Here is a 16098-nt window from a genome sequence, read left to right as displayed (position 1 = left end):
AGGCGATGCTCGTCAGAGTCAGCAAAAAGAAGGCTTAAGCTCCTTTGTTCCTGCGACTCGCAAGCGGTGCCGAACGGAAATTGGGGGCGATTGTAGATAGGTAGACAATCAATGACTATGACTAATTGAGCAACAGTCTTTTACCGAACCTGCAACAATCGAGCGTTACAAATCAGTTTCGCGACAGTTTGTCGCACCCCTTCCAATAGCCCTGAAACGCCCATTATACAAGGCTTGGTGCTTGATCCAGATCAACCGGGGTGCGACGCATTGTGAAAATTTCATTGCTCAACAGACTTGCGTCAATACATGACTTTTGTCTAAGCCTTGCGACGGTTCCGGTAGATCCCCAAGGGCACCAGAATGGCCGTCAACGCGAACGCCAACAGCGCCCATTGGGCCAGTGAAAGTCCCAGTACCGGCGGGTACGGCGTGGAGCAGAATCCATCGACCTGGAACACCAGCGGCAACACCGTCGCCAACGGCAGGCCATCGACGATGGGCTGCAGGGTGTCGATGCCACAGCTGACGGCCGGGTTGGCCAGGATATAGACGTGGTTGCCCGCCGCGGCCATGCCCCCGATGGCGCTGAGCACAACCAGGCCCTCAAGGATCGTCAGGCTGCGTTTCCCCGGCATGGCGGCACCAATGAAGGCAAACAAGGCAATCAGCAACAACGCATAGCGCTGCAGGATACACAGTGGGCATGGCGCCTCACCGAGAACGATCTGCATGTACAAGGCACCACCGATAAGCGCCAGGCAAATCACTCCCAGCAGCACCAGAAAGCGCCTTTCCCGGTTCAGGCGCGATGTTTGATCGTTCATTGCAAATCCTTGATTGACTAGATAACTGACGGCCTGCCCAGGAATTCTACACGCAGGACAAGACCATTGAGAGCGGTAAAAGTGCCGCGCCAGGGCTGGAAAAACCGACGCGACCTGTCCCGCACGGCAGACTGCTGAATTGCCACTATCTTAGTCCTGAGGATTACCCTATCATTAACACTGTACAAAAACACAGTGCTAAGCACACTGTTATTCAAAAGGCATGTGAGGTGATGAATGGCCGTCGAAGTGGTATACCGCAGCAGCCGCGATCTGGAGCGCTTGTTCATGGATAAAGCTGAAGCAGACCGTCACGACAAGAAGCTGGTTTTGCGTTCTGCATAATCTTGTCTATACCTAGCACAAGCAGCTTGCTAGCTGCTGGCAAGCCTGTTTTCTCGGCGGGGTATGACATTGACAATTATCAAAGACATAATCGCGCGGGCGGACCATCCGTTTGAAAATCTTGAAGAGCGGCCTCTCTCCCTCTTTGCCAGAGACCATATTCCTCAGGGGCAGCGCATTACTAGCACGCTCCGCTATCTCGAGTGCTACCTTCAGATTACGGATCAAACGCTTACCTATCAGGATGTCGCGTCCACTGCCAGCGATGAGATTCTCGCCACGTTTTGCGGCGCTCTATCAAGCCCGAAATTCGCCACCCTAACTAAAGGGACGATTTCTACAATCATTAGAAAACTTACGGCTGTCGTAAACTGCGTCAGATCCCAACATGACGCCCCGCCCTTTTCAACGTTTGGTTCGGATACGACCGCCAATCCATTATTTATCAAGTATCGTTCAGCCTTTGAAAGCTTACATTTGAATGAGGAGAAAGTCTGGTACTGGTCCGGGTGGGCATGCCTCAACGGAGCAGGGAAAACTGTCAACTTACCCCTCGTCAACGTTTATTACTCATATGGTAGGAAATTCACCCAGCTGTTATACAACATATGCGAAACGTATCTTGCAGGCCGTCGCTTGCCAAACATTCAATTTGTCAGTTTATTTAGCTCGTACCTTTCCATATATCCAAATGAGTTCGACGAAGCGGATTTTAGCAACAAAGATGGCTCCACTCTTTTTTTCAGCGCCCTGTGGAGACACCTTTACCTTAGCTCCGTAGAAAAGAACCTACATCATGAGACTGCCATAGCTTCTTGGCGCTATCAAATTATACCGTTTATCAAAACCCAACTTATTCCGAATGGTCTTTTTGCAAAACCTGATTGTCTCGCCGATCCGGCCCCGACCGATTCACGCGGACAAAACAAAAATCTAAAAGAACGCTCGGGCGGAATTGTAAAAGCCAATCTCTTGACAGAGATCCCCCTCCATATCTCAGATGACGAAGCATTTCGACACCTGAAAAGACGGATCATTTTCTGCCATAGCGCAGCAATTGAATGGTGTAACAGAGTTGTTCAAAGGGTTCAGACTGCCAACAAGAGACTCGCTCTTTTAGCTCGAGATGGCAAACCTATACTTACGGGCTCCAGACTACACGATGAGCCTAACGCCTGGCTCGCGTCGAACGATAATCCAGACCAGCTAAAAAATCTCGCCGCAACCCTAGAAATATATGGATACGACGAACTCCGACGCGTTCTCAAAAACTGCAACGTTTCTCACGGCCCCATTGCTGAAAGCCTAGGACTACCAACCACTGACGCTTTAATACCAATATGCATAAAACTTATTTCATTAGACCCTAAGATCACCCCAAGTTTTCTCACCAGCGTGGCGATCTTTGATAAAAATGGCAAGTGCAGGGGTATAGACTCGGGAGACACAATAGAATACCTGCATGGCCATAAAGATCGGCGCGGCCCCAGCAAATCTGAAATTCGAATTCCACTGAATGAAGAATCAAAGAAAATAGTTCAACTACTAGTTGACATCACTTCACCACTGCGTGCGTCCTTAAAAAAAACAAACGACCCACGATGGCGAAAGCTACTGCTGACCTCCAGGCAATTCGTAGGCCCTCCATGTGAGTTCGGGTGCAAAGCAAAAACTGACGACGGACGAGTAAAGAACCTAGTAAACGAACTCACAACAACCCATGACTTATCCCATTGGAAACCGGAAGAACTCGAGCACTTCGCCAAGGCTATTCTCTGCCCCTCAAAAATGAGAACCACATCCGGCGTCGTACATTTCCTAGAGACTGGCAGCCTCCATTCGATGGCAAAGGTATTAGGTCACGCTAACTACGACCCAAAATTACTAGCGACCTACTTACCCACAAGTATCTTGCATTACTTTCGGGACCGGTGGGTTAGAGTTTTTCAGACAGGGGTAATAGTTCAAGCAATGAAGTCCAGCAAGCTCCTACTAGAGGCGACAAATTTCACTAATGACCATGAGCTCGCCTCATTTCTGGAAAACCACACACTACCTGACATAAACGAAGAAACTCTGCCTATCTTACCAGATCCAACTCGACCAGGCAACACCAAGGTCCTTATATCAATTAGTTTGCCCGTCGCGAGAATACTACTGACCTTGAAAGAGCGTAGAGAAGAAGTCGAATTGAGCGAAAACCTTATGCATTGGGCAGAGTTTTGCGAGCACTTACTTGACCATCTACATTCTGATAAAGACAACAGCTTTGAAGCCCTCGAAGTATTCAAACTTGCGAAGGAACTTGGCCCAATGAGCGACATAGGCATCTCATCAAATGGATAACCTAGACTTCCTCAAAGCAAATATTGAGTACTTTGATAAGTATTTCGGAAGCGAACCCACACCATTCGATTCAGCCCCCTTCCTTAAAAACAAATTTGAAGCGGAAACTTGGGATCTCGACTTTGGTCTATCCGAACCTATGCGCATCGACTTCAGAATCTTGGTCGAAACCGTCCCCCTTACATCTTGCTTGGATGGAGATTTGTGCAGACTTTTTAAAAGGTGGATTTGCGCTGCCGGAACAAACTACAACCCGATGTCCACACTATCAAATTCGACAATGCAAAGGAAGGTTGCAAATACAGTCGGTGTGATTGACTGGCTACTAATTAATAACGACAGCTTCCGCATACACGAACATGGCTTAAAATTGCTTAACAGCAACAATCTTAAGGCGCTGCTTGCAAGCTGTGGCCGCTCACCCAACCTTTCTACTGTGGTGTATGAATGGCCAGAAAAACTTAGAGGCTTCCTGAAAGGTTTAGTTGAGTCAACCCCAAAAATTGAAATTTATCAGGCACTCGAAGATTACCCAATCTTGACGGAGCCATGGGAGGAGTTATCGCAAAGTATCCTAGAAATCGAGGATGCGCTGCGTGACGATTTCCCGCAACGCGAAGATATTTGCACGGTGCGAGCGGCGCTTTGGCTTGCGGGATTTTACATTTGCGGCCCGCGATCAGCACTCACTATCGACACAACAAAAATAGCTAGAATCCTATATGTGAATACATTAGGCGGAGTAAAACACTATCCGATCCCTACTTTTTTCGTGCTAAAGCCTCGCAACTATCAAGTCCCTGAGTTCTCACGGGTTCCCGTACGCGCAAGACATGCAAGTATGACTCCGCCTGCAACCGGAGCGATTCTTTCAACATTTGAAGTTTTAAGGGTGTTACGACAGAACTCTAATCTCACACCAGTTTCAGATCTCGAAATCCCATCCTCGGAATACCTTGAGGAGCAGTTTAACCTAAGCAAAGTAGGACGTTTCACCTCGCTGCCTGTAGCGCTCACCCTAAAGTGCCTTAGAGACTCAATTGAGTTCTATCTTGAATATGGCAAAGCAATCATTTCAAGCTACCTAAGGCTAATGGAATCAGTGATAATTATGGGAATACCGTATCAATCCACACGATGCGAGTCTATTGATATATCCCGCTACCTAGATGGAAAATTGAGCGCACTCAATGTAAATGTCTGGAACAAGCAATTTTCTTCCCGCACCAGAAAAAACGACCCTAACTTCAAGGCGAAATTTGACTCGCTTCGATCAACTCCCTCACTCCACGAACTCATGCAGGTACTACTGGGGGCGATCCAAGTCACGCTAGGAGTACTACAGGCTCGGCGTGCTTCGGAACTGAGGAAAATTATCGCAGGCCAATGCCTTTCCTCAGACCACCGATCCCTTGAAACAGTCAATCGAAAAACCGGGCTTTACGGACTGAACGTAAAAATTGTTCGACCAATACCCCATATCGCTGCGGACATGATTCAAAGCTTAGAGACCATGCAGGCAAGCCTAATAAAACTTGGCTTACTCGACCGGCACAGAGAAGTACTAAGCGGGCCATTAAAAAACGGCAGGCTCGAGAACTTGCACCCGCACACATCTCAGTTGAAGTTCGACATTTTTTGCGATTACTTTCAAACTCCCCTAGACGATAGAGGGCGTCGGTTTTATTTGCGGCATCACCAACTTCGACGATTCTTTGCGCAAGTTTTCTTTTGGCATCAAACAGAAAAAGAAGACACTTTGGATATTTTGAGGTGGGTGCTTGGCCACGGCGATAGCGAGATGATTTACCACTACATTACCGAAAGCACACCAGGTCAGGTCTTGAGAGAGGTGAAAGCAGAGTGGGGCGCACGGATGCTTCGCGCAGAGCCCGATAAGGTAAGTAACCTTACCACTTTCATACAAAAGCATTATCAAATATCTGATTTTGCAATACTACCAGAAGAACAAATAGAAGAGTATCTACTCTATTGCATTTCGACCGGATCAGTAAAAATAGAACCAGAATTTCTGACTGGCTCGGACGGCACCCCTTATAGAATCATCGCCACAATTCGAGACAAAGGAAATAATACATGAGTAGTGCTACTCAAGAGCAGTCAATCCAAAATTTGTGCAAACTACTAGTTTTAGTTTCTGCTAATCCGGCCGCATACTTACAAGACTCTGTGCTTCTTTCATCGCTCAAAAGCCAGGGAAAGCTGTCGAGCTATCACTCTGAAAAGCTGGGGATTTCCAAAACATCATTGAACACATTGAAACGTCACTGTGAGCATTACGCTCCTGGTGGGTTTACGCACTTGGATCAGCTACGGGCCAGCGCTTTGAGTGCAGTGACACAGGCTACTACGCCGACCTCGGTAAAACGAAAAAGTCAAAAAGACACAATAGCCAAACTCACACAAGAAAATGCTCAGCTGAATTTGGATCTATTGGCTATAACCAAGCTGCTGCGACTATCCATGCGCCAAACTCGGTCCTTTGCTCAGCTTTGCAACGACAGCGTAGCATCGGCACTTTATGCAAAAGAATCAAGCGAGCTGCTTGATATGCTGTCAACTGTGGGAACGTTAGCGGGCAAGCTTCATGAAAAAGCTCTATAAACATATTAACATCAATCAAAAACTTCCGTTCGCTGTTAAACCTGATCACTCGATCATCCTCAGTGATGCAGGAAATATCCCAACACTTAGATGGCCAAGCGGCTCGTGGTGCATCGAAGCTAACATATGGCTATTGGAGCTCTATGATAGGGGGCTTTCAAGAAGCGACAGAGGTGGTTCACTACTCTCTTACGCCACAAACATTAGCCACCTGATACGTTATTGCGATGCACAAAATACAAGATTTCTTGATCTCACCGATTTGCAATTCAATTTTTTTGTCACAACCCTACTCGGCCAACGCAGAGCGGATGGTACAAAACTACGCACCCAAAACACAGTTAAAAACATTGCAAAAAACTGCGTAGACTTTATCGATTTTTTATCTAGAGAGTTCCATTCACCTAGTCGCTTAACCATTACAGCAATAGAACAAACGATCTTCACTCCCGACGGATCAAAGCTTATTCGAAACTCAAAGTCTCACTCGGCGATACCTCCAATGACAAGGGTCGAGGAGCGTTTCCCAATAAATATTGAGACAATAAAGTGTCTTCGCCTTGCCGCAGCTGCAGACGCATCGGCGTCCCCATATGTCAAATCAAGACGACGTGTCATGATCCGCTGCTTCGAGATGCTAGGGGCGAGGCGCGCGGAGGTAGGGCAGCTTCGGGTGAGAGACGTTAGAGCAGCGGTCCAGACACAACATTTGCGGGTCGTCACTCTAAAAGGTGGTGTCAGACGCAGCATAAACCCGGCTGCGGACGATTCTGGGCGATTCAGAGAAATCCCGATATCTCAGGCAGATTTAAAATTACTTACGGACTACATTGAGTACGTGAGAGCTCCCCTAGCACGTAGACTCAAGACCACGCACGACTATCTATTTCTGAACGAAAGAACTGGGAACCCCCTGACACCAAACGCTTTCACAGCTGAAATTCAACACATCGCGAAGCTAGGAAAAATTTTGGACCCTGTTAGTCCGCACCTATTTCGCCACCGTTTCATAACAAAAATATTTGTTGCAGAAATTCTGAGACAGAAAGCCGACAGCCTTGAGGATTTCAAACAAGCAATACTGGAAACAGAGTCTCTAAAGCGTAAGATTCAGGAGCTAACTGGCCATCGACGTCTTGCATCATTAGAACGCTACATCCACCTAGCATGGGAAGAGGCAATGGCGATATCCAAGACCTCACCGAAGTTCAAAACACTGACGGAGATCGACGCCATACGGGAGCAAGCAACGGCGCTGCTGGCTAACCTTACAGAACAGCGTCCCTCCAAGGAAACTAAAGCATTACTCGACTTGCTGCTGTCATTCGAAGCGCTACTTTGATTCATTTTGATAGTTTTATCTTACAATCGCCTCTGCACAGATGCGACTCAGCATGTAAAATCGATTCTGAGCATCTTGCTCAGCTAAACCTACACCACATGAGGGCCAGACATGGCTGTAGAAACTCTCTACCGTAGCACACGTGATTTGGAGACTACTTTTTTGGACAGGAAGCTTGCTGACGCCCATGACCAAATGCTTGAGCTTAGTGAATCACTGACCCAGCTTCTATTAAAAAATGTTCCTGGTATCTCTGAGGACATTGCTGAGGAAGCGAGCATCTTCATGGCTAAGAATCGAGCTATATTTGCCGTCGCATTTAAAAATAACATTTCGGCTCTTGACGAACTAAACACTACAAAATAATAAAACTACCGCCGTCGTAACCCCTGCCCTGCCGGCAGACGCCGGTTCGAGCGCGGGAGGATGAGTGTCAGCACGCTGCGGACTCCCGAGGCTCGTTTAGGAGCAACTGTTCAATGCCCGTAATATCAGCCGGAATTGTCATCATGCTACCGCACCAGCGACGACAACCTAGCAAACCTTTATTTCGTAAAGATCATCTACTGCTGCGATAGTGAAAATCCGATGGCCGCGAGCAACCGACTGCACGAGACCTGCGACGCCAGTGACCAGCTACTCTAGTTCAGCCTCCACTAAGGCTCGGGCTCTCATTGCCATCATCATGCCACTCTGAAATTAGACACTTCCCAAAAAGCACTACCTCTGATACTTCGGATAGCCTGGCAAAGAAGACTAAAATAAGAATGGCAAGGTAATTACAATGTAGACAAGCAATAGCACCTTCAAATATGCATAGAACATATGCAATCGCACCAACGCCTGCAACCGCCCTATAATAAAATATTCATTAACAGAGTCTTAGGTCATTTTCAACGCGAACCACACCCTAAGTTTACTGCCACCGACACCCTCGGCACATTCAATTTTTTGCTACAAATGCAGCGTTTCCCGGCCTAATCTGCCTGTCAGCCGTGACCATCATCAACCGCGGGATACCATAGAACCCGCTATGCTCAGGTGGGTAAGCCAACATAGATGTCAGAAAGCTTGCAACCATATTACAAATTTGTAGGATTTCGCCAAAGCCCTTTACTTCACGTTAAAATTCACACGCCATAAAGTGACCATGAGGTATGCTTAATATTAGAGACATACTGAGTGCTATGCACTACTCCGACCTACCTTTGCAACCTACAGCGATGTTATTAGTGCACTAGGCAAACTTCTCACCCCTCACATCTTGAGATCAATTATGCGCGTGCTAGTTGTGGAAGACGAAATAAAGACTGCTGAATATCTTCAGCAGGGCCTCTCCGAAAGCGGGTATGTCGTTGATATAGCGCATAATGGTGTTGACGCCCTACACTTATTTAGTCACAACACCTACTCGCTAGTTCTTTTGGATGTGAACCTACCTGGCATTGATGGCTGGGATCTTCTCCAAACGATCAGACATACGAGCCGTGTTCGCATCATCATGCTGACCGCTCGCGGCCGTATCAATGACAAACTCAAGGGCCTAGACGGCGGGGCAGATGATTACCTCGTTAAGCCGTTCGAGTTTCCAGAGCTGCTCGCCCGTATTCGATCGCTGCAGCGACGCGGCGATGAGCTCGTAGAAAAGAGCACACTCAAAATCGGCGACCTGGAGCTGGACTCTGAACGTCATCGGGTGTTCCGGGGGGGAACACGGATTGACCTCACCACGAAGGAGTTTGCCTTGTTGCGCTTGCTGATGAGCCGTACAGGCGAAGCACTGACACGCTCACAAATCATCTCGCTGGTCTGGGACATAAGTTTCGATTGCGACACCAACGTCATTGATGTCGCTATCAGGCGCCTGCGCTCGAAGATCGATGATCCATTTGAAACCAAACTCATTCATACGCTGCGAGGCGTTGGGTACATTTTTGAGGAGCGTGCATGAGGCCATTCAGCCTGGCCGTAAAGCTGGGACTTAAAGTTGGGTTGATGAGCGCGACTTTGTTGCTGATGTTTGCCACCTTCGGCTACCTGATGGTGGGCCAAGCTCTTGAAAGGACGGCACGAAGTGATCTCGTCGTCAAAATGAGCGGGATGGCTCACAATCTGTCCAGCATTACGGACATTTCCGGCGTTACCGCAGACGCACATCAGCTTGTCGACCTGGTCATGGGCCATAACAACCTGTACGTGAGCATTTTCCAGCCGGCACAGAGTCAGACCCCGCTACTCACGATTGGGTCCAAGCAGGTCAACCAAGAGGTACACCAGTTCCGCGCCACTGTACAGATGGAAGAATATGAGTGGCGCGACTCGCTGGACAGACCGATGCTGAGCACGTCGCGCATCATGCAATTAGGAAATGGCAGAGAGGTAAGCGTCTACATGACCATGGACCAGACCTCCAACAAGGCTCTGCTAAAGGCGTTGTTGACCTGGGCTCTAATGGTATCCCCCCTCCTCCTTGCGCTAATCCTCGTCATCGGCTGGTGGACCGTCCGCCGCGGCTTATTGCCACTGACTAAGTTCTTGAAAGTCGCATCAAAGATCTCCACCGAGAGTCTTGAGCATCGACTCCCAACCAATGGCATGCCGGCAGAACTGAAGGAGCTAGCTGATGGGATCAACATCATGCTCGCTCGCTTGGATGATGGCGTGCAGCAGCTCTCGCAGTTTTCTGACGATCTCGCACACGAGCTCCGGGCCCCCCTTTCTAACCTGATGGGCAAGGCCCAGGTAGCGCTGACTAGGGATAGATCACCTGAGGAATACCGTGACGTGCTCGAATCCTGCACTGAGGAACTGGACCGTATGAGCCGTATGGTTTCCGACATGCTCTTCCTAGCCCAGGTCAGCCATCCGGCTTCCTTGGTCGATTTCGAGGCCATTGTGTTGGTGGACGAAGTTCAGCGGGTGTGCGACCTTTTCAGCATCACGGCTGAGGAAAGTGAAGTCCAGCTGCAGATCTCTGGCTGCGCGGACGTAGTGCAAGGGAACAGGCTGATGATTCAGCGTGCAGTCTCGAACCTTCTTTCCAACGCGATCAGATACTGCCCAAGCGGAAGGACAGTCTTTGTCAGAGTCCATAGAGGACCGAGCGGCGTTACACTGAGCGTAGGCAATCCTGGCCGTGGAATCCCCAAAGAACATCTGCCACATTTGTTCGAACGCTTTTATCGAGTAGACAAAAGCCGCGCAAGGAGCGAAGGCGGCACAGGGCTAGGCTTAGCCATTGTCCAATCAATCATGTGCCTGCACCACGGCGTGGCTGATGTAGAAGTTGTCGATGAGAATTTCACATGGTTCCATCTGAGCTTTCCAGAAGAACATGCGAGACATCACGCCAGCGGGGTCACTTAAGTACAAACGGCTCAATTTAGAATTTAACTCAGCGATACACCTTGTAGAAGAGAGGGTCTGTCGATAGGCGGGTCTCTCTCATTCAGCAAAGACCCTTAACGCTCCATGATTTGCGGATCCATAGAGACGCGAAAATCTCTCCATAAGTGCACAAAATAATATACGTTAACTTTCTCCTGAGCGCTTACGGCATCCAAGCTATAGGCCAAATACATGGTCGGGCAAACACATATCAGCGCCAAAATTAAGAATTCAGTCGGTACGGTCAACACATACCTTTTAGCATAAGCAGGCATACGTTTCAGATCTGCAAAAACTACTGGTTGGTCGCTGATAAGCAGTGAACAGTTCGAAAATCATCGGTTTAATTACCTCATCAACAACGAGAAAAGCAAAAGAGTGCGCTTCTGTCACCGCCCCGACAACGCTGAGATAGACACCACGCCCATGAATTTAAGGGCTAAAGACTGTGCACCGCTCCGGAACATGACGGAATTGTAATTATTGACTCATCATGGCGTTAGCTTCTCGTTCCTAAACTGCTAAGCAACAAAGGCAGCCACGCTGGCCAGCCTACTAGTATGTTCAGAGGCTCATCATGAGATTTGTAAAATTTATCGCTGTTGGTAGCTTGCTTCTTGGTCTCATGGGCACTGCTTATGCTGAAGGAGGCTTCGAACGAGCGAAAAGCTTCACCGAAGACTTCCGAGCAGAACAGGCCCGTCTCTGGGGCGATCAGTCGGAAAAAAAGAATGGGCAAGATGCACAGCAACAGAAAGAGCCCGAAAAACGCCAGGAAAAGTCCGACAACTAATCGGAATGGAGCCGGACTCCTAATGACAATATTGACGAACAAAAAGCCAGGTAGTTGCCTGGCTTTTTAATTCTAATTTTGGTTTATCTTTTCTAGCTGGCTCAGCCTTGGCCTCTCCAGCAAAACCGCCCGTCTCAAACTTAACGTTATGCCGTTTACACAACAGCAGCTGAATGACGTTGACTTCAGTGATTTTGCTGTAGCTCACACCAGCGTGCAGTCTGGGCCCGTTAAAATATGCCATCATACGGCCACCTTGTAGAATCCTTGATATTCTCGGACTTATCGTTGCGGTAGAACTCCGACGAGTACGAGTGACGTCCTAGACAGATGGCTGGTGCTGGTTGATTCAACATCCAGCCAAGCCTGTACAGCGTCAAACTGGTTCTGAGGCAAGCTTCGATAATTCCCACAAAGATGATGCTCCACCCCAATGTTGGGTAACGCCACAGCACTGCTCTCCGCCGCGAATAGTAGGGACAAACCAAGCTGAATCGAAATGGTACCATACGGTTTCCGGGCCATCAGACCGATTCCCCATAACTCTTTACTTCTGCAGGGTGAACGAAAACGCCCTACACAGTTCCAAATCCTGAACTGATTAGCTTCGGCCTATCCATCCAGGTCAACGCGCTGCAAAAGAACTCAAGAAAGCGTGACCCGCATCGTTAAAATCGATTTCAAATAAAAAATGCCAGGCACTGCCTGGCATTTTTGAGTTCGTATTTTTTGCAATCAAAGATAACCTACTTATTATTGATACAGGTAGCAAACATTGAGTATCGAAAAGTCTTTAGTGTACCCATGGAGTCTTCGAAGGTCATGAGCCTTGGGTAGACTGAGCAGTTTCGAGGGTCTTGAGACTGCCGTACAAACTTAGCCACGTCGATCTTCATACCGTATTTGTAGTCTTGAATATCCGGCATTGGTTTACCATTTTTCTCGGCGTAGGCAGCTACGGCCTTCTGATGCTCCTGAATGAACTGCAGCTGACGTTTCTCGGAATAAGTATTGGCTTGCGCAGTCACCGAGAAGATAACCAGCGCCGCAGTAACAATAAGCTTTTTCATAATACTCTCTTAAATTAACCATCTCGAGAGTACCTTAGCAATACGTTGGCATCACCGACATGACAAAAAACTTACAATTTTGAAAGGTAATGCCATTCACTTAGTTCTAATCAAGTAGAAAAAGCCCACAACAAGTGTTGTGGGCTATTCAGTGCGAATCGTCAATTTGTGACTTTAAGTAAACAGCATTGCGCTCAAGAGCAGTTTTTTTACTTACACAAAAATAGCGCTGTGAACTTAACGCGTGCGATGGGCCAAGCGGTAGAGCAATGGCAGAACCAACAGCGTCAGCGCCGTTGAGGACAGGATTCCACCAATCACCACCGTCGCCAGAGGCCGCTGAACTTCCGCACCCGTGCCAATGGCAGTAGCCATCGGAATAAAGCCCAGAGACGCCACCAAGGCAGTCATCAGTACAGGTCTCAGACGAGTCAACGCGCCTTCGCGAATGGCCTCATCCAGCCCCACGCCGTTCTCACGCAAACTACGAATGAAGGAAATCATGACCAGGCCGTTGAGTACCGCCACACCCGACAACGCAATGAAGCCCACCCCTGCAGAGATCGAGAGCGGAATATCACGCATCCACAACGCCATTATCCCGCCTGTCAGTGCGAAGGGCACGCCGGTGAATACCAGCAGGCCATCTTTGACATTGCCGAACATCATGAACAGCAGCGTGAACACAAGCAACAGCGATACTGGCACGACAATCTGCAGGCGCTTGGCCGCTGACTGAAGCTGCTCGAAGGTGCCACCCCAAGTAGTCCAATAGCCTGCAGGGACACTCACCGCCTCAGCGATTTTGCTCTCAGCCTCGGCGACAAAAGAGCCGATATCACGGCCGCGAACGTTCGCGGTAACCACCACGCGGCGCTTGCCACTTTCACGGCTGATTTGGTTCGGACCTGGTGCGAAAACCACACTCGCCACATCAGCCAAACGCACAAACCCTGGACCGTCTAAAACATCGCCATTGGCTAGGCGAATAGGCAACTGCTGGATTTTGTCGACGTCATTGCGCCACTCATCGGCCAGGCGAACCTGGATATCGAAGCGCCGGTCACCTTCAAACAGCGCTCCAGCTTCGCGCCCACCGATGGCGGTGGAAATGGCGTCCTGAATCTCCGATACATTCAAACCAAATCGCGCGGCTTTCTCACGGTCGATTTGTATGCTGAGCATCGGTAGGCCAGTGGTCTGCTCAACCTTCACATCGGCTGCACCCGGAATACCCTCCAGCACCTCAGCGATTTGCTCGGCGGTCTCGTTCATCACGTCCATGTCGTCGCCAAACACTTTCACCGCGACGTCACTGCGCACGCCGGAGATCAGTTCATTGAAACGCATCTGGATGGGCTGGGTAAATTCGTAGTTGTTGCCGGAAACCTGTTCGACCGCTTCCTGCATCGCCGCAACCAGATCGGCTTTGCTGCGATCAGGATCCGGCCACAGCTCGCGCGGTTTGAGCATGACAAAGTTGTCCGCCACGTTCGGTGGCATTGGATCGGTCGCGATTTCAGCAGTTCCCAGCTTGGCGAACACCGTATCAACCTCGGCAAAGGATTTGACCCTTTGTTCAAGCTGCACCTGCATGTCAATCGCTTGCGAGAGGCTGGTGCCTGGAATGCGAAGAGCATGCAGCGCGATATCGCCTTCATCAAGACTCGGCACGAACTCACTACCCATCCGCGAAGCAACCAAGCCTGAAAGCACCATGATGACTGCTGCAATGGTCAACACCAGCGGCTTGCTTACCATGACCCAATCCAGCAACGGCGCGTAGCCTTGCTTGACCCAAATCATCAAGCGGTTTTCTTTCTCGCTGACGTTGCCATTGAGGAACAGCGCAACAGCCGCCGGGACGAACGTCACCGAGAGGATCATAGCCCCCAACAGTGCAGTCACCACGGTAAACGCCATCGGGTGGAACATTTTGCCTTCCACACCAGTCAACGCAAAGATCGGGAGGTACACCACCATGATGATCAGTTGACCGAACAGCAGCGGACGACGCGCTTCCTTCGAGGCAGCGAACACCTCATGGAAACGCTCGTTACGGGTCAGTGCTCGACCCGCGGCGGCTTGGGCGTGGGCCAGTCGCCGCACGCAGTTCTCAACGATCACCACGGCACCATCGATGATGATACCGAAGTCGAGCGCACCGAGACTCATCAGGTTCGCGCTGACCTTGTTGCTGACCATGCCCGTGAAGGTGAACAGCATCGACAGCGGGATCACCATTGCGGTGATCAGGGCGGCACGGATGTTGCCTAGGAACAGGAACAGGATCGCTATAACCAGCAGGGCGCCTTCGATCAGGTTCTTCTTCACCGTACTAATGGCTTTGTCAACCAATACGGTGCGGTCATAGACCGTCTTCGCCATGACCCCTTTCGGCAGGTTGCGATTGATCTCGCTCAGGCGCTGGTCGACAGCCTGCGATACATAGCGACTGTTCTCACCAATCAACATGAACGCCGTGCCGAGTACCACCTCCTGACCGTTTTCAGTTGCGGCACCGGTACGCAGCTCCTTACCCAGGCCCACCTCAGCCACATCACCGATACGGACAGGAACGCCATCGGTGTTCTTGATGATTATGTTGGCGATGTCTGCAATATTGCCAACTTGCCCTGGAGCTCGGATCAGGTACTGCTCGCCGCTGCGTTCGATGTAGCCCGCACCGACGTTGGCATTGTTGCTTTCCAACGCAACTACAATGTCCTGCAGGCTGACGCCATGGGCGACCAAGAGCTCCGGCTTGGGTGAAACTTGGAACTCCTTGGCATAGCCGCCAATGGTGTTGATCTCAGTAACACCTTTGACAGTTCGTAGCTGCGGCTTGACGATCCAGTCCTGAATCTCACGCAGATCCATCGGCGTGTAGGCGCTGCCATCCGCTTTTTTCGCGCCTTCTTGCGCCTCAACGGTCCACATGTAGATCTCACCCAGGCCAGAGGCAATGGGTCCCATGCTCGGTGATAGATCCCTGGGAAGATTGCCACGGGCTTCTTGTATCCGCTCATTCACCAACTGACGAGCGAAGTAGATGTCCGTACCGTCTTCAAAGATGACAGTGACCTGCGAAAGCCCATAGCGCGAGATGGAGCGCGTCTCCTGCAGGTTGGGGAGCCCCGCCATGACCGTCTCAATCGGGAAAGTCACACGTTGTTCGGTCTCCAGCGGCGAATATCCCTTGGCCTCGGTATTGATCTGCACCTGCACGTTGGTGATATCGGGAACCGCATCAATCGGCAATTTCTGGTAGCTGTAAACACCCAACGCTGCCATGCCGAGAATAGCCAGCAAAACCAGCCAGCGCTGATCGATTGCGAAGCGAATTAATCGTTCGTACATGTA

Annotated in this window: 12 protein-coding genes and 1 pseudogene; 9 read left to right on the top strand and 4 right to left on the bottom strand. The window is 49.7% G+C overall.

What is annotated here, in order from left to right; all coding sequences use genetic code 11:
• Positions 1-320 precede the first annotated feature (320 nt).
• Positions 321-827: a disulfide bond formation protein B gene (locus U9R80_RS04495; protein WP_301840745.1), complete on the bottom strand. Its 507-nt coding sequence runs from the start codon at positions 825-827 to the stop codon at positions 321-323.
• A 237-nt stretch (positions 828-1064) separates the two neighbouring features.
• Here U9R80_RS04495 and U9R80_RS04490 point away from each other — a divergent pair.
• From U9R80_RS04490 to U9R80_RS04450, 9 genes and pseudogenes are all read left to right on the top strand, one after another.
• Positions 1065-1160 (top strand): annotated as a pseudogene (locus U9R80_RS04490) (YebG family protein); the annotation flags it as partial.
• A gap of 75 nt (positions 1161-1235) precedes the next feature.
• Positions 1236-3518, top strand: coding sequence for a hypothetical protein (locus U9R80_RS04485; protein ID WP_191832351.1), 2283 nt, complete (start codon positions 1236-1238; stop codon positions 3516-3518).
• On the top strand, positions 3511-5619 hold the full coding sequence (locus U9R80_RS04480; RefSeq protein WP_191832352.1) for a hypothetical protein: 2109 nt from the start codon (positions 3511-3513) through the stop codon (positions 5617-5619). Before U9R80_RS04485 ends, U9R80_RS04480 begins: the two co-directional genes overlap by 8 nt.
• Positions 5616-6143 carry a hypothetical protein gene (locus tag U9R80_RS04475; protein ID WP_191832353.1) on the top strand — a complete coding sequence of 176 codons (528 nt, stop codon included), beginning with the start codon at positions 5616-5618 and terminating at the stop codon, positions 6141-6143. Before U9R80_RS04480 ends, U9R80_RS04475 begins: the two co-directional genes overlap by 4 nt.
• A complete protein-coding gene (locus U9R80_RS04470; RefSeq protein WP_301840747.1) occupies positions 6127-7485 on the top strand; it encodes a tyrosine-type recombinase/integrase in 1359 nt (452 codons plus the stop codon). The genes U9R80_RS04475 and U9R80_RS04470 overlap by 17 nt, the downstream gene beginning before the upstream one ends.
• Before the next feature lie 111 nt (positions 7486-7596).
• Complete coding sequence (locus U9R80_RS04465) at positions 7597-7851, top strand: YebG family protein (RefSeq protein ID WP_191832355.1); 255 nt, start codon at positions 7597-7599, stop codon at positions 7849-7851.
• Positions 7852-8761: 910 nt separating this feature from the next.
• Positions 8762-9436 carry a heavy metal response regulator transcription factor gene (locus U9R80_RS04460; RefSeq protein WP_191832356.1) on the top strand — a complete coding sequence of 225 codons (675 nt, stop codon included), beginning with the start codon at positions 8762-8764 and terminating at the stop codon, positions 9434-9436.
• Positions 9433-10851 carry a heavy metal sensor histidine kinase gene (locus U9R80_RS04455; RefSeq protein WP_191832357.1) on the top strand — a complete coding sequence of 473 codons (1419 nt, stop codon included), beginning with the start codon at positions 9433-9435 and terminating at the stop codon, positions 10849-10851. Before U9R80_RS04460 ends, U9R80_RS04455 begins: the two co-directional genes overlap by 4 nt.
• 598 nt (positions 10852-11449) lie before the next feature.
• On the top strand, positions 11450-11665 hold the full coding sequence (locus tag U9R80_RS04450; RefSeq protein ID WP_191832358.1) for a hypothetical protein: 216 nt from the start codon (positions 11450-11452) through the stop codon (positions 11663-11665).
• A 19-nt stretch (positions 11666-11684) separates the two neighbouring features.
• Here U9R80_RS04450 and U9R80_RS04445 read toward each other — a convergent pair whose 3' ends face one another.
• The 3 genes from U9R80_RS04445 to U9R80_RS04435 form a co-directional block, all read right to left on the bottom strand.
• Positions 11685-11873: a hypothetical protein gene (locus U9R80_RS04445; RefSeq protein WP_324804806.1), complete on the bottom strand. Its 189-nt coding sequence runs from the start codon at positions 11871-11873 to the stop codon at positions 11685-11687.
• Positions 11874-12411: 538 nt separating this feature from the next.
• The gene (locus U9R80_RS04440) at positions 12412-12735 is read right to left on the bottom strand and encodes a DUF2790 domain-containing protein (protein WP_038614574.1); all 324 of its coding nucleotides are present in this window, start codon (positions 12733-12735) and stop codon (positions 12412-12414) included.
• Positions 12736-12972: 237 nt separating this feature from the next.
• Positions 12973-16095, bottom strand: a complete 3123-nt coding sequence (locus tag U9R80_RS04435) for an efflux RND transporter permease subunit (RefSeq protein ID WP_301840751.1) — start codon at positions 16093-16095, stop codon at positions 12973-12975.
• Between the last annotated feature and the right edge of the window lie 3 nt (positions 16096-16098).

This window comes from Pseudomonas sp. JQ170C (assembly GCF_035581345.1).
In the GTDB taxonomy this organism is placed as follows: domain Bacteria; phylum Pseudomonadota; class Gammaproteobacteria; order Pseudomonadales; family Pseudomonadaceae; genus Aquipseudomonas.
This window is presented reverse-complemented; position numbering and strand designations above follow the sequence as displayed.